Below are 19511 nucleotides of genomic sequence, written 5' to 3'. Positions count from 1 at the left end.
CGGGTTAACCCTCAGCTGCTAAACCGGCTTTCTGCACCGGAAACGAGGTCACCCCGTCTCCTGGTGTTGGGGTTTCATTCGGCCCGAGGGGGCTCTGGCGAAGCTTAGGCCCTCGCTGTACATCCGTAAAATTGAAAATTGCTCGCCAAATATAAATATTCCTATGGATCCAAGACACCTGGTTCAGCTCGCCGCCATCCTGGAGAAGGGCTCCATCACGCAGGCCAGCCGGCATCTGCACCTGACGCAACCCACGCTGACGCACAACATGCAGACGCTGGAGATGCAGGCTGGCGGGCGGCTGTTCGAGCGCAGCCGCTACGGCGTGCGCAGCACACCGCTGGGCGAGATGCTCGCGCGCGAGGGCCGCGCGATCGCGCGACGGCTGAAAGATGCGGCTGAGGTCTCGGCACGGCACCGCGGCGGCATCCGGCACCAGGTGCGCCTGGGCGCGGGGCCGGTGGTGGGTGCGGCGGTGCTGGGCGAACTCGCGCCGGTGCTGCTGCGCCACTTCGCCGATCTGGCGCTGGCCGTGCAGAGCGACCGGCCCCACCTGCTGCTGGAGCAGCTCATCGACGGCGGGCACGACTTCGTGATCGCGCCTTCCTGGCTGGAGCACCCGCCACCGGGCATCGTGCGCCAGCTGCTGGCGGACGACGAACTCGGCGTGTTCTGCGGGCGGCGGCACGTGCTGGCGCGCCAGACCACGCTGCGCGCCGAGGATGTGGACGACCGCGCCTGGATCAGTCTGGGTACCGCCTCGCCGTTCGATCAGGACGTGCGCGGCAAGCTGGAGGCGGTGGGCGTGCAGCGTCTGCGCGCCGAGATCACGGTGCTGGGCGATGCATCCATGTTGCTGGACATGCTGGCCCAGGGCCAGCACCTGGCGGTGCTGCCGCGCTTCCCGCTGCGCCGTCTGGCCGCGCGCTTCGATCTGGTGGAACTGCCCATGCCCGGCGTGCCCATGCCGCGGCCCATTTACCTCTGGAGCCGCTCCGCCTTGCTCGAGGACCCTGTGATGGGAGAGGTGTCCGAGCTGGTGGTTGAAACGATCCGGGGGTGGGTCCGGGGGCCGGTTCCATAGCATGATCGCCGGAATGCCATCTCGCGCCGAATTGTCCCTGGGTGAGCGCTTTGACCGCCAGCTCGGCCTGCTGCGCTCGCTGCTGATCTACCGCGCCATTCCCTGGCGCGGCGCACAGCTGCGGCGCTTTTACCGACGCTTCGTGCCAGTGGGCGGGCTGGCGTTCGACGTCGGCGCGCACGCGGGCAACCGGGTCGCGGCTTTCCGGCAACTGGGCGCGCGCGTGGTCGCGCTGGAGCCACAACCCGACTTCGTGCAACTGCTGCAACGCCGCTTTGGCGGCGATGCCCAGGTCACGCTGTTGCCGCAGGCCCTGGGCAGCGCACCCGGGCAGGCGCGCCTCATGGCCAGCCCGCGCACGCCCACGGTGGCCACGCTGTCGGCCGATTTCGTGCGGCGCGCGGGCGCGGCACCGTCCTTCCGGGACGTGCGCTGGGAAGCGGGGCCGATGGTGGAAGTCACCACGCTGGACGCGCTGATCGCGAGGCACGGCGTGCCCGACTTCATCAAGATCGACGTGGAAGGGTTCGAGCTGCAGGTGCTGCTCGGGCTGAGCCAGCCGGTACCGGCGCTGTCCTTCGAGTTCCTGCCCGCCGTGCGCGACCTGGCGCTGGGCTGCATCGACCGGATCGAAGACCTGGCCGGACCGGGGCGCTACCGGTACGCGGTGTCGCTGGGCGAACGCCTGCGTCTGCTGGAACCCGCGGGCGAACCGGCGGATGCGCTGCGGGCCTGGCTGCGCGCGATGCCGGTCAACGCCCCCTCGGGCGACGTGCACGCCTGGCTGCCGGGCTGACGGCGTTCAGGAGCCCGGCGCTGCCGCCGGGAGCTGTGGATGGATCAGGGTGGCGGGCGGTGCGGCGACCTGCTCGATGCCCACCGGCCCGTGCGCGCCCGGCCCATCGAAGGCGTTCAGCAGCACCTGCGTGAGCCCGTGCATGGGGCCGATCGCCTGCCCGGGCGGCTCGACGCCGGGCACGAAGCCATTGCCCAGCAAGCGCTGCAGCAGGGCACGGTCGTCGCTGACCACGTGCACCGGCACGTCCCAGGACGCGCTGCGCCCGCCGGCCAGCGCCGGCGGCTGGTGGTCGCCCACGATGACCATCAGCAGCGGCCGGGGTGAGGGCTGGCGCAGCAGCTGGGCGAGCCACGCGTACTGGTAGCGCAGGCTCTCCAGGTAGCGGGGCAGGGCGTCGCGCGCCGACAGCGGCGCGGCCCGCGCGGCGCTGACCTGTTCGGGGGTGTACGCGTCGGGCCCGCGCAGGCGCGTGGCGTCCGGCACGAACGGCGGCAGCGGGTGGAAGGGCGCGTGGGTGCTGGTGGTGGGAAACACGGCAAAGCGCGGTGTGTGGCCCTGTGGGACCGCCGCGGCGCCGAGCTCCTGCGCCTGCAGCAGCGCCATGGCGGCCTGGTCGGGGATGCGCCAGTAGCCGAAATCCGGCCCGGCGTAGCCGATGCCGGCGTCGTCGGCCAGGCGGTCGAAGCCGTAGAACGCGCCCTCGGGCCAGGGGCGCTTGAGGCCGGGCATCCAGCCCACGGTGCGGTAGCCGTGGCGCGCGAAATGGCGCACCAGGGTGGGCCGGTCGCTGGTCAGCAGCAGGTCATGGGCGGCGGGGTCGCGCGTGTCCACACCGGCCAGCAGCGCGGCGTGCGAGAGCCAGGATGCGCCGCCGTAGGTGGGCGCGCTCACGCGCGCCGAGACCACGGCGCGGCCGCCTTCCTGGATCGCCTGCACGAACGCCTGGCGCGGCACGGCCAGCGCGGCGGCCTGCGCGGGCTGGTCGAAGCTGCCCGCACCGTACGACTCGGCAAAGACCAGCAGCACGTCCGCCGGGCCGTGCTCGCCGACGAGCCCTGAGAGCGTGCCGTCGAACGCCGGGCTGGCGCCCAGCACGGCGTCGTCGCGCCCGGGCAGCCACACGCCGGCGAGCAGGCGGGCCTGGTGCAGCAATGTCGGCGCCAGCGGCAGGGAGAAGAACCAGCGCGTGTCGCGCCGATCGGGCTCGTAGGCGGCAAAGCTCAGCGTGAGCGCCGCCACCGCGGTCAGCAGCCAGGGGCGTGGCGCGCGCGATTGCAGACACCGCGACAGCGAGACGATGGCCGCGCGCGCCAGCCCCCCGATCAGCAGCGCGCCCAGTGGCAGCACCAGCAGGGCCGCGACCACCTGCCAGGCTGGTGCCGCTTGCGCCGCCACGCGCAGCAGCTCCAGGGCGTGGCGCCCGTCCCAGTACACGTTGACCGGGCGACCCAGCACGGCGGGGGCGGTCACATCCGCATAGCGCGCCACCACCAGCGCCACGAAGCCCAGGGCCAGCAGCGTCGCCGCGCGCGCGGACAGCCGGCCGCGCCAGGCAACCCAGGCCATCAGGGCCACGACCGCCAGGCACAGCTCGAACGACAGGCGCGGCATGGTGCGCACGCCAAAGCCCGGCCAGAGGTTCTCGAAGGTCAGCAGCGTGTTGAGCAGCACGAACGCTGCGCCAAAACGCAGCAGCCACGCCAGCGCGGCGCGGGGCGCGACTGTTCGCACGTCGCAGGGCGGGGCGGTGTTCAAGCCGTGTGCTTCGCGACAGCGGCAGGCTTCACTGCCGCACCGCCTCGAACTCGATGATCAGCGGCACCTCGTCACCGACCCAGCCGTTGGCCACCGCATAGTTCATGCCGTAGGTGCTGCGCTTGAAGCTGCCGCGTGCCGACACGCCCATCACGTAGGGCTTGCGCAGCGGCCCGCCCAGGGGCGACTCGGCGCTCTTGTTCCAGGTGGCCTGCAGCGTGAGCGGCAAGGATTTTCCCAGCAGTTCGAGCTGCCCCGCGATCTCGAACGTGCGGTCACCGGTGCGCCGGGCGCCGCCGGCGGTGAACACCATGCGGGGAAACTCGCCGCTGTTGAGGAAGTCCGGGCCCTTGAGGTGTTCGTCGCGCTTGCGCTGGTTGCTGAAGACGCTGGCGGTCTCCACCTCGATGCGCACCTCGGACAGCGTGGCCGTCGCTTCGTCAAATTTGTAGCTGCCGCGCGCCGAGCGGAACAGGCCCAGCACCTTGGCGTAGCCGACGTGGTCGACCAGGAAGGCCACGGTGGTGTGGTCGGGGTCGAGTTCGTAGCGTGCGGCCTGGGCCTGGGCCGGTGAACTCGCCAGCAGGGCGGCGCAGAGCGCGAAAGTGGACAGGACAAGGTGGCGCATGGTTCAGGTCTCCCGGTGGGTGGCGCGCTGGCGCGCCAGGTGTTGCACGTCGATGCCGAAGGAAATCGCCAGCAGCGCCAGGCTGGACAGTGCCAGCGCCGACGCCAGGACCGGCGGCACGATGGGGCCCAGGCAGGCGATGAGCGCGGTGATCTGCACCACGCACACGGTCTGGCGCCGCCGGCTCGGCGGCAGCGGCGCGCCCAGCCAGGGCCACACACGGGCCGCGGCCACGAAGGCATAGCGCATCAGCCCGGCGGCCAGCACCCAGGCGCCGGCCTGGCCGGCCTGCAGCACCAGGGCGCACAGCACCAGGGTGAAGGCCGCGTCGGTTTCCATGTCGAAGCGTGCGCCGAAGGCACTGGCCAGGCCGCTGCGCCGCGCCAGCGCGCCATCCGCCGCGTCCAGCACGGCGGTGAGGGTGGCGATCAGCACCAGTGCCCAGGCCGCCATGGGCGCTCCGTCCAGCGGCGGGCGGGGAAAGGCTTCGCCCACCAGGGCCGCCATCAGCGCCATGGCGGCCAGGCGCAGAAGCGTGACCCGGTTGGCCGGGCCGAAGCGCGGGTGCGGGTGCGCGGCCAGCCCGCGCCACACCAGCCAGGCTCCCAGGGTGTAGACCAGGGCGGACTTGGCGCTGTAGTCCGCACCGAAACCGGCGGCCGTGCCCAGCGCCACCGACGCCGCGGCCACAAGCACCGCGACCGCGGCCAGGTCGCGCGCGGCATCGCGCTCAAGCGCGGCAGGCAGGGCATGGGAGGGGGTGGCGGTCTTCATGGGTGGCAAGATGGGCGATCATGGCACGCTCATCCGTTCCGACACACACACGCCCGAATCGTTCATGCCGTCCCTTGCCGATCCGTCCGCTCCCGTGACCGCGCTGGCCTGCTGGGTGGTGAAACCCGGTCTCGCCGAGATCCGCGAGGAGACCCTGCCGCCCCTGCCCGAGGGCGCGGTGCGCGTGCGCACCCTGCACAGCGGCGTGAGTCGGGGCACCGAGGGCCTGGTGTTCCGCGGCGAGGTGCCCGCCAGCGAGGCACAGCGCATGCGCGCGCCGTTCCAGGCTGGCGATTTTCCGGGCCCGGTGAAGTACGGCTATGTGGCCGTGGGCGTGGTCGAGGCCGGGCCGTCGGAGCTGGTCGGCCGCGAGGTGTTCTGCCTGCATCCGCACCAGACGGTGTTCCAGGTACCGGCGGCGGCGGCGGTGCCCCTGCCGGCGGGCGTGCCCGCCGCGCGCGCCGTGCTGGCCGCGAATCTGGAAACCGCCGTCAACGCCCTGTGGGACGCCCACCCCCAGCCGGGCGACCGCATCGCGGTGGTGGGCGGCGGCACGCTGGGCCTGCTGGTGGCCTGGCTGGCGGCGCGTCTGCCCGAGGGCTCGGTGCAGGTCGTGGACACCAACCCCGCGCGCGCGGGCATCGCCGCCGCGCTGGGCGCGGGCTTTGCGCTGCCGGCGCAGGCCCAGGGCGGTGCGAATCCCGTCGTCCACACCAGCGCGCAGCCGGCCGGGCTGGCCACCGCGCTGCGACTGGCGGCCTTCGAGGCGACCGTGCTCGAACTCAGCTGGTACGGCAGCCGCGCGGTCAGCGTACCGCTGGGCGAGGCCTTCCATTCGCAGCGGCTCACGCTCAAAAGCTCGCAGGTCGGCCACGTCGCCACGCGCCAGCGCGGGCGCTGGAGCCACCGCCAGCGGCTGGAGCTCGCGCTCTCGCTGCTGACCGAACCCGTGCTCGACCAGCTCATCACCGACACCGCTCCGTTCGCCGAACTGCCCCGGGTGCTCGCGCGGCTGGCCGGCCCGGGTGCGCCAGATACCCTGTGCCAGCGCATCGACTATCCAGATGCACCCCCTGCGCCGCCTTTGGCGTCTTCCCCCTCTGAGGGGGACAGCGCCAGCGGCCCGGCGAAGCCGGTTCCGCGGCACTCCGCGACCCAACCTCCACTCCGCTAAGGCTCGTCTGCCATGTACGCCATCAACGTCAGAGACCATTTCATGATCGCCCACAGCTTCCAGGGCGCGGTGTTCGGGCCCGCGCAGCGCATGCACGGCGCGACCTACGTGGTCGACCTCGAGCTGCGCCGCGAGGCGCTCGACGCCGACGGCATCGTGGTCGACATCGGCCTGGCCACCCAGGTGCTGCGCGAGGAACTGGCCGCGCTCAACTTCCGCAACCTCGACGAAGCGCCGGAGTTCCAGGGCCGCAACACCACCACCGAGTTTCTCGCCCGCGTGGTCTTCGACCGCATCGCCGCGCGCATTGCCGCTGGCGCGCTGGGCACCCAGGCCCTGCCAACGGCGCTGTCCGGCGGCCTGCGGCAGATGCGCGTGACGCTGCACGAATCGCACGTGGCCTGGGCCTCGTACGAAGGCGCGCTGCCCGCGCACCCGGCTGGCTGAACCGCATGGCGCGGCGTGCCTGCCACTTCCTGCTGCCGGGCGACTGGCACACCCCGACAGGGGGCTACACCTACGACCGGCGCATCGCCCTGGCCCTGCGCGAGCTGGGCTGGACGGTGACGCCCCATGCACTGGACGGGACCTGGCCCTGGCCGGACGAGGCCGATCTCGCCGCCGCGTCTGCCCGCATCGCTGCCTGGCCCGACGGCACCCTGGTCGTGGCCGACGGCCTTGCCTTCGGCGCGCTGGCCGAGGTGGTGCGACCCCACGCCCGGCGGCTGCGCTGGGTGGCGCTGGTGCACCACCCGCTGCACCTGGAAACCGGCCTCGATGCGGCTGGCAGCGCGCTGCTGCGGGCGGGTGAAACGCAGGCCCTGCAGCAGGTGCGCCAGGTCATCGTGGTCAGCCACAGCACGGCGAGCGAGGTCGCCGCCATGGGTGTGCCGCCTGCGCGCATCGCGGTGGTGGAGCCGGGCACCGATCCGGTGGCGCCGCGCGCCGCGGCCCCCCGGCCCGGCGGCCCGGTGCAGCTGCTGTGCGTGGCCACGCTCACGCCGCGCAAGGGCCACGCGCTCTTGCTGGAAGCCCTGGCCGGCCTGCAGCATCTGCCCTGGGTGCTGCACCTCGTGGGCAGCCCCGAGCGCGACCTTGCCACCGCGGAACACCTGCGTGCCCTGGCCGCGCCACTGGGCACGCGCGTGGTCTGGCACGGGGAGCTGCCGGGCGCGGCGCTGCACGCGCACTACGCCGCGGCCGACGTGTTCGTGCTGCCCTCGCTGTACGAGGGCTACGGCATGGTGGTGACCGAAGCGGTGGCGCACGGCCTGCCGGTGGTGACCACCGACGGCGGCGCCCTGGCCCATACCCTGCCGCCCGGCACCGGCCTGCAGGTGCCCGCCGGCGACGTGGCGGCGCTGCAGGCCGCGCTGCAGCGCGTGCTGGCCGATGCGGCCCTGCGTGAACAGCTGGCCGCCGGTGCCCGCGCGGCGGCCGCCGCGCTGCCTGGATGGCCGCAGCAGGCGGCGCGTTTCGCGGTCGTGCTGGAAGCCGTGGCATGAGCGCCGCACCGGGCCATCCCCGCGCAGGCTCGCACCGCAGCCCACCGGGCGAAGGCAGCCCCGTGAGTGGCGGCAGCTTCAGCGCCGACTGGTTGCGCCAGCGTGAGCCCTTCGATGCCGCGGCGCGCCAGACCGCCGCCGCCCGGCTGCTGCCACGCCTGCAGGCCTCGCGCCCGCCGGATGGCCGCCCCTGGCGCGTGATTGACCTGGCCTGCGGCACCGGGGCCAATCTGCGCTGGCTCGCGCCCCGGCTGGGCGGGCCGCAGCAGTGGCTGGTGGTGGACCACGACGCCGCGCTGCTGCGCTGCTGGCCCGAACGCCTGGGTCTGGCCAGCAAAGACACACCCGCGCGGCAAGAGCCGCTGGTGTTCGACGGACCCGGCTTCGAAGCGCGCATCGTGCGCCAGCAGGCCGACCTGGCCACGCAACTCGAAGCCTTGCCCTGGCACGCGGCCGGGCTCGTCACCGCGTCGGCCCTGCTGGACCTGGTGGGGGCGGACTGGCTCGACCGGCTGGCCTCGTCAGCCACCTCGGCCCGCGTGGCGCTGCTGCTCGCCCTCAGCGTGGACGGGCGGCACCTGTGGTCGCCACCCGACCCGCTCGATGCCACGGTGGGCCGGCTGTTCGCCGACCACCAGCGCCGCGACAAGGGCCTGGGCCCGGCGCTGGGTGCGGCCGCGGTGGCGGTGCTGCGCGCGCGCCTGCAGGCCGAGGGCTACCAGGTGTTCAGCGCTGCCAGCGACTGGCGGATCGACGGCAGCGCGGGCCCGCAGGACGTGGCGCTGCAGCGCGCGCTGATCGACGGCATCGCGGCGGCCGCGACCGAGCAGTCGCCGGATTCGGTGGCCGCGCTGCGCTCATGGCGCCAGCGCCGGCGTGCCCTGTGCGCCACGGCCCGTCTGCGCGTGGGTCATGTGGACCTGCTTGCGCTGCCGCCGGAAGGCGTCCGAGACTGAGCCAGGTCGAGATCCCAGAGCAGGTCCTCGCCCAGTGCGAATCTGCGCGCGGGCGGGCGGGGGCAGTCGGCCATCACGTCGTGCGGTGGCACCTGCAGGCCGCGCCGGCCACTGCCGATCAGCACCGGCGCCAGCACGAGGTGCAGGCGGTCGAGCACACCCGCGGCGAAGAAGCGCGACACCGTCATGCCGCCGCCTTCGACGAACAACACACGCAAACCCCGCTGCGCCAGCGCCATGACTGCATGCCCGGGCCGGTAGGCGTGCAGGCCGGCGCCCTCGTCCAGCAGGCCGTCCACCGCCAGCACTTCCGCCGCATGCGGCCCGCTGGCGCCGTCGCCAGGAAGGCGTGCGCGGGCGGCCGCGGCGTGGCGCGCGTCGCAGACCCACAGGCTCGGGGCCTGGCCATCGCGGAACACGCGCGCGTGGCCGTCCAGCCGCGCGGCCGGGTCGATCACCACGCGCACCGGTTGCGGGCCTGGCACGCGCCGCGTCGTGAGCTGGGGGTTGTCGGTGGCGACCGTGCCCGCACCCACCAGCACCGCGTCGCACAGAGCGCGCAGGCGGTGCAGGTGCAGCAGGCCGTGCGCGCCGTTGACGTAGTAGGAGTCGCCCGTGGCGGTGGCCACGAAACCGTCCAGGCTCTGGCCGAGCTGGGCCACCACCCAGGGCGCGCCAGCGGGCCGCGCACGGGCGTCGAGCAGTGGCTGGTAAAGCGCCTGCAGCGCCGCACCGTGCTCGCTGCAGCGGTCTCCCGGCAGGCCGGGCGGCAGGCCTTCGGCCCTGGCCCGGGCCTGGAGGATGCGCGACCAGAGGGTGGGCCAGTCGGCCGGGATGTCCGCGGCCTCGGGCGGGATCCCTGGTGGAGAAGACGTGAGCTGCGTGGGGGACGGCATGGCGGCCATCATCGCACCGGGCGAGGCGGGCGGTGACGGTGGCTCATTTCCACTGGGGCGTGTAATAGGGGTCGCTGTCGTCCTGGCCGCCCGGGCCGGGCTGCTGCGCGGCGAACAGCGCGAAGGCGATGAACAGCCCGCCCGCCAGCATCGGCAACAGCGCCGCCAATGGCACGCGAACGCCCGACGCCGGCCGCCACCACGCCCACAGGCCGGGCACGGCGGTGGCCGCCGCGACCATGACCGCCAGTTGCGCCAGCAGCAGCGAACCACCCAGCGCCGCCAGCGCCGCCAGCGCCAGCGAGGCGATGGTCAGGCCCGCGGCCAGGGCCACGCCGCGCAGGCGCCGATGGCCTGGCCCTGGCGGCGCGATGCCGAGCCAGGCCCCCGCCAGCACCGTGGCGGCCAGTACGATCCAGGGCAGCCTCTGCACGCGCGAAAGGGCAGGCCAGTCGAAGCCCGGCAGCACAGCCAGCGCCGCCAGCAGGCCGAGCGCAGCGCCCAGCGGCGCCCAGCGCGCGCCCGCGATCGCTCGCAGCAGCCACACCCCCAGCCAGGCCAGCAGCGGGGGCAGAACAAGGCTCTGGGTGGCCGGGTGGTGCAGCAGTTCCATGAGGGGCCTTTCAGGGTTGACCAAGCCGCGACGGACCGCATCCGCAGCGAAACAGCATGCGCGCATGGTAAGGGTGTTCCGCTGGCATCCCGCGCGGCGTTACAGTCCTCCATCCCCACTTCAGGCGCCGGCGTTCCATGGACACCACGGCGCTGCCTCGCGCCATGTACCTGCCCCCGCAATTCGCCGCCAAGGATGCGTCCATCGCGCTCGAACTGATGCGCGCGCACCCGTTCGCCAGCCTGATCTCGGTCGACGACGAGGGCCTGCCCTTCGTCACGCAGTTGCCCCTGCACCTGCTGGAAGAAGACGGTGGCCTGACGCTGCTCGGCCACTGCGCCCGGCCCAACCCGCATGGGCGCTACCTGCAGGCCCGGCCCCGCGCCGTGGTCACCTTCCTCGGGCCCCACGCCTACATGACCCCGCGCGTCTACCCCGACCTGACGCGCGTGCCGACCTGGAACTACCTGGCCGTGCATGCCACGGTGCAGGCGCGCGTGCTGGAGGCATTCGACGACAAGGACCGCCTGCTCAAGCACTTGATCCACGACCACGACCCGGCCTATGCGGACCAGTGGCGCGGCCTGGGCGAGGACTACCAGCAGAAGATGGCGCAGGGCATCGTGGCCTTCGAGCTGCGGGTGCAGGCCCTGCAGTGCAAGGTCAAGCTCAACCAGCACCGGCCCGAATCGCATGCGGCCATGCTCGCGGCCTATGCCGCCGGCAACCCGGACGAGCAGGCCCTGGCGGGCTGGATGCGCCGCCTGGGCATGGCAGCAGGGCAGGGCCCGGCGTGAAACGGCGTGCGTGGCTGGCCGCATGGCTCGCGGCCTGGGCCGCGCCGATGGCGTGGGCCCAGGGTGGTGCGCCGGCCCAGCAGCGATGGAAAACCGATCTGGACGCCTTTGCCGCCGCCGATCGGCAGAAGATGCCGGCCCCCGGCGGCGTGCTGTTCGTGGGCAGTTCGTCGATCCGACTCTGGAACGGGCTGGAGACGGCGTTTCCCGACCAGCCGCTGGTGGTCCGCCGCGGTTTCGGCGGCTCACGCCTGTCCGACAGCGCCGATCTCGTGCACCGCCTGGTGCTGCCCTACCAGCCCCGGCTGGTGCTGCTGTACGCGGGCGAAAACGACCTCGTCGAAGGCGCCACGCCGCTGGAGCTGCTGGGCCAGTTCGTGCGCTTCGTGCAGCAGGTGCAGACCGCGCTGCCGGCCACGCGGGTGGCCTTCATCTCGATCAAGCCCAGCCCTTCGCGTCTGGCCCTGATGCCGGCCATGCGCGAGGCCAACCTGCTGATCCAGACCCATGTGCTGGCGCACGAGAACCTGGACTACGTCGACGTGCACACCGCGATGCTCGACAACGACGGCCAGCCACGGCCCGAGCTGTATGTGCGCGACCGGCTGCACCTCAGCGCCGAGGGCTATGGCCTGTGGCGCCAGATCGTCTCACCGCACCTGCGGCCCTGAGCGCCGCCATGAGCCCCCGTGTCCAGCCGATGCGCGCGCCTGGACGCGTCTCCAGCGCCATCGCCACCGCGAGCAGACCGGCGAACGCGCCCGCCAGCAACACCACGTCGGTGCTCCAGGGCCGCACCACCTGCGTCGAGCCGAAGAATGCGAGCGTGAACAGCGCGATCACGATGTGCGCGCAGAACACCGGCAGCGACTGCCGCCCCAGCAGCTCCAGCGGCAGCGGGCGTGGCAGCACCCTCGCCAGCCTGGGTCCGGCCCACACCAGCAGCACGAACACGCTGGCGAAGTTCAGCACCCGCAGCGGCCCGAGCGACCACTTGTCCAGCAGCAGTGCCACGGCGGGCACGCCCGGCACCGGATCCTGGCCCGCCATGTGCCGCCACAGCAGCATGACCGTGGCGTACAGCACCGCCGGCGCCAGCAGCCAGGCCGGCATGCGGGGCAGGGCTGTCTCACGCGCCCCCAACCACAAGCCGACCACCCACAGCGCCTGCCATGCGAGCCAGTGAAAGGCGCCCATGTCCTTGTAGGGGACGGGCAGGCCGGTCAGTGCCACGGCGCCGTCGTACACCGCCCGTCCCAGGCCCCACTGCTCGCCCAGCCACAGCAGGCCGCTGAGCGCGAGCACGCCACCCCAGCCGTGCTGCAGGCCGCGGCGCAGCAACCAGGGGCTGGCCAGCATCAGCACGATGTAGAGCGGCAGGATGTCCAGCAGCGGCGGGTTGTGCAGCAGCAGGGCCGCGCCCACCACGGCGGAGCGCGGGTCGGTGAAGAAGAATTCCAGCAGGCCGGTCACGCCGCCCTGGCGGTTGTGCACGCCCAGCCAGGCGATCAGGGTGAAGGCCAGCAGCAGCAAGCCAAGCTGGCACAGGTAGAGCTTGAGCGCGCGCGCATGGAAGGCGGCCCGCATGGCCTGCAGTCCTTCACTGCGCGCCCGCTTGCCGTACACGCGCCCGGCCATGAAGGCCGAGAGGAACACGAAGCCCTCGGCGGCCGAGACAAAGCCGAACGGCTGGCCCGATGGCAACGAGAACATCGTCGGCATGTGGGTCAGCGTCATCAGGACGAGCATGAGGCCCCGCAGGGCGTCGAGCTCCCAGCGTCTGTGGGGCGTGTGCGGCATCAGGGAAATCCGGGCAACCCGCGATCATGCCAGAGGCCCCGGGCGCTGACCTACACTCGCCGCATGCCCGACATGCCTGCCAACGACGATGCCCGGTTCATGCGACTGGCGCTGGCCGAAGCCCGCGCGGCGGCCGCAGCGGGCGAGGTGCCGGTGGGCGCCGTGTTGGTGAAGGACGGGCTGGTGATCGCCACCGGGCGCAATGCCCCGATCGACCGCCACGACCCCACCGCCCACGCCGAAGTCGTGGCCCTGCGCGCGGCAGCGCAGGTGCTCGGCAACTACCGGCTCGACGGCTGTTCCCTGTATGTCACGCTGGAACCCTGCGCCATGTGCAGCGGCGCCATGTTGCACGCCCGGCTCGCGCGTGTGGTGTACGCGGCGCCCGACCCCAGGACCGGCGCGGCCGGCTCGGTGATCGACCTCTTCCAGCACGCGCAGCTCAACCACCAGACGACCGTGACGGGTGGCGTGCTGGCCGAAGAGGGCGCCGAGCTGCTGCGCGGATTTTTCAAGGAGCGACGCATGAACCCCCACCCCTTGCGCGAAGACGCGGTGCGCACGCCCGACGCGGCCTTCGACGGTCTGCCCGGTTACCCGTGGGCGCCCCACTACCTGAGCGACCTGCCGGCGCTGGACGGCCTGCGCATGCATTACCTGGACGAGGGCCCGCCCCTTCGGCAGGCTCAGGGCGATCGGCCTTTGACCTGGTTTTGCCTGCACGGCAACCCGGCCTGGAGCTACCTCTACCGCAAGATGATCCCGGTGTTTCTGGCCAGCGGCGCGCGCGTGGTCGCACCCGACCTGATCGGCTTCGGCCGCAGTGACAAGCCCAAGAAAGAGGGCGCGCACAGCTTCACCTGGCACCGCCAGGTGCTGCTCGAATTCGTCGAGCGACTCGACCTGCGCAACGTGGTGCTGGTGGTGCAGGACTGGGGTGGCCTGCTCGGGCTCACGCTGCCCTTGGCGACGCCCGGGCGCTACCGCGGCCTGCTGGTGATGAACACCACGCTGGCCACGGGCGAGGCCGCGCTTTCGCCTGGCTTCGTGGCCTGGCGCACGATGTGCGCGCAGAACCCCGAATTCGATGTGGCGCGGCTGTTCGCGCGCGGCAACCCGCAGATGAATGCGCAGGAATGCGCCGCCTACAACGCGCCGTTTCCCGACCGCGGCCACCGCGCCGCGCTGCGCGCCTTCCCGCCCATGGTGCCCGAGCACGCCGACGACGACGGCGCGGCCGTCAGCCGCCAGGCGCGCGACTTCTGGGCCACGCAATGGCAGGGGCAAAGCCTCATGGCGATCGGGCAGCAGGACCCGGTGCTGGGCGAGCCGGTGATGCGCGCGCTGCGGGCATCGATCCGGGGCTGCCCCGAACCGATGCTGCTGCCGCAGGCCGGCCACTTCGTGCAGGAACACGGGGCGGCCATTGCCGAATCTGCCGTACGCCATTTCGCAGACGCCGCTTCGGGATAATCAAGCCCTTTTTTCGTCTGAATCATGAGCCACGGTCACCACCACGGTCAGAGCCACATCTACATCTACTCCCCCTCCAGCGCGGTGCGCGACAAGGCCGCGTTCCGCCGTGGCGTGGCCCGGCTCAAGGCGCTGGGCCACGAGGTGGAGATCGACGAAACGGCACTGTCGGCGCACATGCGTTTCGCCGGTGACGACGGCACGCGCCTGGCCGCGATCGGCCGCGCGGCGGCCAGTGGCGCCGACGTGGCGCTGATCTCGCGCGGTGGCTATGGCCTCACCCGCATCCTGGGTGACCTGCCGTTCAAGCCGCTCACCAAGGCCATCGAGCGCGGCACGCGGTTCGTGGGCCTGAGCGACTTCACCGCGCTGCAGATGGCCCTGCTGGCGAAGACGGGTGCCATCACCTGGGCCGGCCCGGCTCTGGGTGAAGACTTCGGAGCAGAGGCGCCCGACGACATCATGGAAGCCTGCTTCGACGACCTGCTGCTCGGGCACGGCGAAGGCGCAGGGTGGCGGCTGCCGGCATCGGATCTGGCTGCCATGAAGCGCAAGGACGCGCACAAGGAACCCGTGCTCAGGCTGCGTGGCGCCACGCTCTGGGGCGGCAACCTGAACGTGATCTGCTCGCTGGTGGGCACGCCCTACCTGCCACAGGTCGAAGGCGGCATCCTGTTCCTGGAAGACACGAACGAACACCCGTACCGCGTCGAGCGGCAGCTCACGCAGTTGCTCAACGCCGGCATCATCGGCCGGCAGAAGGCGGTTCTGATGGGTTCGTTCAACCGCTTCAAGCTGGTGCCCGGTTACGACCGGGGCTTCAAGATGCAGACCGTGGTGGACTGGCTGCGCACGCAGACGAAGCGGCCGGTATTCACCGGCCTGCCGTTCGGGCATGTGCCGACCAAGGTGCTGCTGCCCGTGGGGCAGAAAGTCGACCTGATGGTCGAAGGGCGCGACGCCCTGATTTACTGGGGATGATGGATGCCGCCTCGGCGGATCACGACCTGCGCATGCGGCAGGCGTCCATGAGGCTCTTGGGCACCAGGCCCTGGAACACCGGCGAGAGGCTTTGCACGCGGTGCACCGCCAGCGCCTCGCCATGCAGCTGGCTCAGCACCGCCACCATTTCGGCACGCGCAAACCACAGCGCGTGCGCGTCGTGCAGGTACTTCAGCTTGCGCGTGAGCTGCGGATTGACCTTGGCGCCGTCTTCTCCCAGCGCGGCCAGCATGGCTTCGCGCACCGGCTCCAGCGACTCGGGAGAATCCTTGCGCGCATCGGGGCTCAGCAGGGCGGACATGCTGTTGCGAATACTTGGTTTGAACCAGCGCATGGAAGTGGCCTCAACGACGTTGTATTAATTGGATACAGGATACGTCCCGTGTGCACAAATGTGCAATGTCAGATCCTGCAACCGAATAAAAAAACAACAAATAAATCATATGTTTACCGCTGACTTATGAGCAATTTCCTGAGGTTTGTAGTACCTTTTTACACTTTTGTGATCGAAGAAACCGCTGATCCGGGTGCCGTGAGGGCGAAGTGGGCCTGCCAATTGCATGCCTGCGCAAGGCGTGCAGGGACGTTTCGGGATGCGGTATGCGGGGCACACCGGCAGACACGCCCATGTAATCGGGCGCCCTGTCAACCGAGCTGAATCCGTACCCTCGGGCATCCCCTGCATACCGGGGGTGGTGTGTTGTAATCCAGCCGATATTCCTTGGGATCTATGGCAGAACTGACAATTGCTTTCGTGGATTTGACCGGTAGCGTCTCGGTGTTTGAAACACTGGGTAACGACCGCGCCACCAAGGCCGTCACCAAGCTGACCCAGTGGATCGGGTCGATGGGCGTGGAGCACGGCGGCACCGTGGTGAAGATGCTTGGCGACGGCGTGCTGATGTCGTTCTCCAACAACCGCCATGCCGTCGATGCCATGGTGCAGATCCAGCAGGAGCACGCCAGGCGCCTGCAGCAGTGGCCGGAACGGCTCAAGCTCATGATGCAGATCGGCATGGCGCGCGGCCAGGTCGTCGTGGTCGATGGCGACTGCTTCGGCGATGCCGTCAACGTGGCCTCGCGCCTGAGCGATCTGGCCGGGCCCGAGCAGATCATGGCCACCGACACGGTGATCCGCAAATTGGGCGCGCGCCATGGCGTGCGCAGCCGCAGTCTGGGGCCCATGCGCATCAAGGGCAGGGTGGAGCCCTGCGAGGTGTTCCGCATCGAGTGGCAACCCGAGATGCTGTCCGAATTCCTCACGCTGCCGGCTGACCTGCATGCCCTCAATCCCGTCAGGGAGTCGGTGTTTGGCGGTATCGAACTGGCCTGGCTGGATACCACGCAGTCGTTCAATCTGACCGACCTGCCGCTGAAGGTCGGCCGGGTGCCCGAGGCCGACTTTGTCGTCAGCGACCCGCGCGTCTCGCGCATGCACGCCAGCGTCGACATCCGCTCGGGCAACTACGTGCTCGAGGACATCAGCAGCTACGGCACCTGGGTGCGTTTTGCCGGTGGCGACAACGTGATTGCCCTGCGGCGCCAGGAATGCCTGCTGCACAGCAACGGCGAGATCGCCATGGGCGCGCCGTTCAGCGACATCAGCGCGCCCGTGGTCAGCTTCAGGCTGGTGGATGGGCACGTGGAGATCGCGCCCGGCGGCATCGAGAAGTAGGGCGACGACGACACACTGCGGCACGCGCGGGGCGTGCCGGAGGACACAACAAGAACCCCGGAGACTTTTCGTGCGCTGGATCAAACGATTTCTTGCCCTGCTGTTGCTGCTGTTGGCGGTGTCCGTTGCACTGGCAGCCTTCTATGCCTACCGAAGCTTGCCGAAAATGGACGGCAGCCTCAACCTGCCCGGGCTGTCGGCACCGGTGAAGGTGCACCGCGATGCGAGCGACGTCACGCACGTGCTGGCCAGCCGGCCGCGCGACGCCTGGATGGCCATGGGCTACGTGCATGCGCAGGAACGAGGCTGGCAGCTCGAATTCAATCGGCGCGTGATGCGCGGCAACCTCTCCGAGGTGCTGGGGCCCGCCACGCTGGAGACCGACAAGCTCATGCGCACGCTGGGCATTCGCGAGGCCGCACGGCGCCAGCACGAGGGGCTGCCGGCCGACGCGCGCGACGCCCTGCAGGCCTACAGCGACGGGGTGAATGCCTTCTTCGCCCACACTGACCAGGCGCTCTCGCCGGAGTTTCTGCTGCTGGGCATAGACCCGCGCGACGAGGCGCTGGCCGGACGCTACTGGGACCCGCTGGACAGTGTGGGCTGGTCGCTCATGATGGCGCTGGACCTCGGTGGCAACTGGGGCAACGAGTTCGCGCGGCTGACCGCCCTCGAAGCCATCGACACCCCCGCGCTGTGGCAACTGTTCCCGCCGTACCCTGGCGAGCAACCCGCTGCGTCCGCCGACCTCGCCGCTCTGTACCGTGATCTGGGTGTCTACCGGGGCAAGACGGTCACGGGTGCGGCCACGCCCGCGGACGTCCACACCACCGGGCTTCTGGCGTCGGTGCGGGGGCAGATTGGCGCCGACCTGCAGCGCTGGACGGACGAGCTGGGCAACATCGAAGGCAAGGGCTCCAACAACTGGGTGGTCAACGGCTCGCGCAGTGCTTCGGGCATGCCGCTGCTGGCCAACGACCCGCACCTGGGCCTGAGCGCACCGGCGATCTGGTACTTCGCGCGCCTGCAGGCGCCCGATGCCGAAGGCGTCAAGGGCATGGATGTGATCGGGGCCACTTTGCCCGGCACGCCCTTCGTGGTGCTGGGGCGCACGCAGCAGGTGGCCTGGGCGTTCACCAACACCGGTCCCGACGTGCAGGACCTGTACCTGGAGCAGATCAACCCCGCCAACCCGGCGCAGTACCGCATTCCCTCGGACAGCGGTGAACCCGCCTGGGCCAACTTCGGGCTGCGCGTGGAGACCATCCGCGTCAAGGGCCAGCCCGACGTGAGCCACATGGTGCGCACGACGCGCCACGGCCCGGTGCTCAGCGACGCACAGGCGCGGCATGGCGAGGTGATCGACACGCGGCGCTTCGTGCTGGCGCTGCGCTGGAGCGCGCTGGACAGCGACAATGGCAACGTGGTGGCCACGCTGGCATCGAACCGCGCGCAATCGGTGGCGGATCTGCTGAACGCGTTTCGCGAGTTCCACTCGCCCATGCAAAGCGTGTTGATGGCCGACCGCAGCGGCCGCATCGCGTTCAAGGCCGCGGGCCGGATACCGGTGCGCGGGCCGGACAACGACATCCGCGGCGTCGCACCCGCCCCAGGCTGGGAGCCACGCTATGACTGGATCGGCTGGCTGCCTTACGAAGAGACGCCGCAGGACGACGGCGCACGGGGCTGGATCGCCACCGCCAACCAGCGCGTCCACGCCGCCGACTACCCGCACTTCTTCACCCAGGACTGGGCTGCACCGTACCGGTACGAGCGCATCGAGGCGATGCTGGAGGAAACCCCGCAGCACACGCTGGACTCGTTCCAGCTCATGCACGCAGACCAGCAGTCGGCCGCCACGATGCGCCTGCTGCCCTTCCTGCAGAAGACCACCTCGGACCACCCGCTGGCCGCGGCCGCGCAAGCCGAGCTGCGCGATTTCCGGGGTGCGATGCGCGTTGACGCCGCCGCGCCGCTGATCTACACCGCCTGGGTCGATGCCTTCACCCGCCGCGTGGTGGGCGAACGCCTGGGCCACGCACGTTTCGAAGGCATGTACGGCAAGCGCCTGTTTCGCAACGCGGTCGAGGGCATCCTGGAGCGCAACGACACTGGCTGGTGCGGCACCGCCGGTTGCGCCGCGGCCAGCAGTGCCGCGCTGACCGATGCGCTGACCCGCCTGCAGGCTGTGCACGGCGATGACGTGTCCGCCTGGCGCTGGGGCGATGCGCACCCGGCCATTTCGATCCACCGGCCGCTGAGCAACGTGAAGCCACTGGCCCCGTTTTTCGAGGTGCGCACGCCCACCGGCGGGGACCCCTTCACCCTGAACGTGGGGCAATACCACCTGGACAAGGCCGATGCACCGTACGCCAACCGGCACGCTGCCAGCCTGCGCGCGGTCTACGACCTGGCCAACCTCGACAATTCACGCTTCATCTATCAGACCGGGCAGAGCGGCAATGTGTTTTCGCAGCGCTACCGCGACATGAGCGACACCTGGGCCGAGGTGCGTTACCGCACTCTGACGATGAAGCCGGGCAAGTGGCGTTCGACGCTGGAGCTGCGGCCCTGAGGGCG

General features: G+C 71.0%; 19 protein-coding genes. 12 read left to right on the top strand and 7 right to left on the bottom strand.

Annotation, left to right across the window (positions count from 1 at the left end):
• Positions 1–163: 163 nt before the first annotated feature.
• Positions 164–1084: a LysR family transcriptional regulator gene (locus K5880_RS19795; protein ID WP_297656473.1), complete on the top strand. Its 921-nt coding sequence runs from the start codon at positions 164–166 to the stop codon at positions 1082–1084.
• Between the two features lie 13 nt (positions 1085–1097).
• Positions 1098–1880 carry an FkbM family methyltransferase gene (locus tag K5880_RS19790; protein ID WP_297656470.1) on the top strand — a complete coding sequence of 261 codons (783 nt, stop codon included), beginning with the start codon at positions 1098–1100 and terminating at the stop codon, positions 1878–1880.
• Positions 1881–1886: 6 nt separating this feature from the next.
• Here K5880_RS19790 and K5880_RS19785 read toward each other — a convergent pair whose 3' ends face one another.
• Genes K5880_RS19785 through K5880_RS19775 form a run of 3 tightly spaced genes read right to left on the bottom strand, consistent with a single transcriptional unit; the run spans position 1887 to position 5040 of the window.
• Positions 1887–3638 carry a sulfatase-like hydrolase/transferase gene (locus tag K5880_RS19785; RefSeq protein ID WP_297656467.1) on the bottom strand — a complete coding sequence of 584 codons (1752 nt, stop codon included), beginning with the start codon at positions 3636–3638 and terminating at the stop codon, positions 1887–1889.
• A 28-nt stretch (positions 3639–3666) separates the two neighbouring features.
• The gene (locus K5880_RS19780) at positions 3667–4266 is read right to left on the bottom strand and encodes a YceI family protein (RefSeq protein WP_297656464.1); all 600 of its coding nucleotides are present in this window, start codon (positions 4264–4266) and stop codon (positions 3667–3669) included.
• 3 nt (positions 4267–4269) lie between these two features.
• Entirely contained in the window at positions 4270–5040 is a 771-nt protein-coding gene (locus K5880_RS19775) for a CDP-alcohol phosphatidyltransferase family protein (protein WP_297656461.1), read from the bottom strand.
• Between K5880_RS19775 and K5880_RS19770 the strand changes: the two genes are divergently transcribed.
• Genes K5880_RS19770 through K5880_RS19755 form a run of 4 tightly spaced genes read left to right on the top strand, consistent with a single transcriptional unit; the run spans position 5039 to position 8675 of the window.
• The gene (locus tag K5880_RS19770) at positions 5039–6214 is read left to right on the top strand and encodes a zinc-binding alcohol dehydrogenase (RefSeq protein ID WP_297656458.1); all 1176 of its coding nucleotides are present in this window, start codon (positions 5039–5041) and stop codon (positions 6212–6214) included. The genes K5880_RS19775 and K5880_RS19770 overlap by 2 nt on opposite strands.
• A gap of 12 nt (positions 6215–6226) precedes the next feature.
• Complete coding sequence (locus tag K5880_RS19765) at positions 6227–6661, top strand: 6-carboxytetrahydropterin synthase (RefSeq protein WP_297656455.1); 435 nt, start codon at positions 6227–6229, stop codon at positions 6659–6661.
• Between the two features lie 5 nt (positions 6662–6666).
• Positions 6667–7719: a glycosyltransferase family 4 protein gene (locus K5880_RS19760; protein ID WP_297656452.1), complete on the top strand. Its 1053-nt coding sequence runs from the start codon at positions 6667–6669 to the stop codon at positions 7717–7719.
• Complete coding sequence (locus K5880_RS19755) at positions 7716–8675, top strand: class I SAM-dependent methyltransferase (RefSeq protein WP_297656449.1); 960 nt, start codon at positions 7716–7718, stop codon at positions 8673–8675. Before K5880_RS19760 ends, K5880_RS19755 begins: the two co-directional genes overlap by 4 nt.
• Here the strand turns inward: K5880_RS19755 and K5880_RS19750 are convergent.
• A complete protein-coding gene (locus K5880_RS19750; protein ID WP_297656446.1) occupies positions 8630–9571 on the bottom strand; it encodes a RibD family protein in 942 nt (313 codons plus the stop codon). The genes K5880_RS19755 and K5880_RS19750 overlap by 46 nt on opposite strands.
• 43 nt (positions 9572–9614) lie before the next feature.
• Positions 9615–10184: a hypothetical protein gene (locus K5880_RS19745; RefSeq protein WP_297656443.1), complete on the bottom strand. Its 570-nt coding sequence runs from the start codon at positions 10182–10184 to the stop codon at positions 9615–9617.
• 164 nt (positions 10185–10348) lie between these two features.
• On the opposite strand from K5880_RS19745, the gene K5880_RS19740 reads away from it, so the two are divergent.
• Both K5880_RS19740 and K5880_RS19735 read left to right on the top strand, forming a co-directional pair.
• Positions 10349–10981, top strand: a complete 633-nt coding sequence (locus K5880_RS19740) for an FMN-binding negative transcriptional regulator (RefSeq protein WP_297656482.1) — start codon at positions 10349–10351, stop codon at positions 10979–10981.
• The gene (locus K5880_RS19735; RefSeq protein WP_297656439.1) at positions 10978–11652 is read left to right on the top strand and encodes an SGNH/GDSL hydrolase family protein; all 675 of its coding nucleotides are present in this window, start codon (positions 10978–10980) and stop codon (positions 11650–11652) included. The genes K5880_RS19740 and K5880_RS19735 overlap by 4 nt, the downstream gene beginning before the upstream one ends.
• Here the strand turns inward: K5880_RS19735 and opgC are convergent.
• A complete protein-coding gene (gene opgC / locus K5880_RS19730) occupies positions 11594–12781 on the bottom strand; it encodes an OpgC domain-containing protein (protein ID WP_297656436.1) in 1188 nt (395 codons plus the stop codon). The genes K5880_RS19735 and opgC overlap by 59 nt on opposite strands.
• 72 nt (positions 12782–12853) lie before the next feature.
• On the opposite strand from opgC, the gene tadA reads away from it, so the two are divergent.
• Both tadA and K5880_RS19720 read left to right on the top strand, forming a co-directional pair.
• A complete protein-coding gene (tadA, locus tag K5880_RS19725; RefSeq protein ID WP_297656479.1) occupies positions 12854–14254 on the top strand; it encodes a tRNA adenosine(34) deaminase TadA in 1401 nt (466 codons plus the stop codon).
• A 24-nt stretch (positions 14255–14278) separates the two neighbouring features.
• Entirely contained in the window at positions 14279–15235 is a 957-nt protein-coding gene (locus K5880_RS19720) for an LD-carboxypeptidase (protein ID WP_297656433.1), read from the top strand.
• Positions 15236–15254: 19 nt separating this feature from the next.
• On the opposite strand, the gene K5880_RS19715 is transcribed toward K5880_RS19720, so the two are convergent.
• Positions 15255–15557, bottom strand: a complete 303-nt coding sequence (locus tag K5880_RS19715) for a hypothetical protein (RefSeq protein ID WP_297656429.1) — start codon at positions 15555–15557, stop codon at positions 15255–15257.
• Between the two features lie 429 nt (positions 15558–15986).
• Between K5880_RS19715 and K5880_RS19710 the strand changes: the two genes are divergently transcribed.
• Together K5880_RS19710 and K5880_RS19705 are read left to right on the top strand one after the other, a co-directional pair.
• Positions 15987–16931 (top strand): adenylate/guanylate cyclase domain-containing protein, encoded by a 945-nt coding sequence (locus K5880_RS19710; protein WP_297656426.1) that lies wholly within the window; start codon positions 15987–15989, stop codon positions 16929–16931.
• A gap of 70 nt (positions 16932–17001) precedes the next feature.
• The gene (locus K5880_RS19705) at positions 17002–19506 is read left to right on the top strand and encodes a penicillin acylase family protein (RefSeq protein WP_297656423.1); all 2505 of its coding nucleotides are present in this window, start codon (positions 17002–17004) and stop codon (positions 19504–19506) included.
• Positions 19507–19511 lie beyond the last annotated feature (5 nt).

Source organism: Hydrogenophaga sp. (assembly GCF_025699295.1).
Classification (GTDB): Bacteria; Pseudomonadota; Gammaproteobacteria; order Burkholderiales; family Burkholderiaceae_C; genus Hydrogenophaga.
The sequence above is the reverse complement of the archived record's forward strand: the minus strand, read 5'-3'. Positions and strand labels throughout refer to the sequence as shown.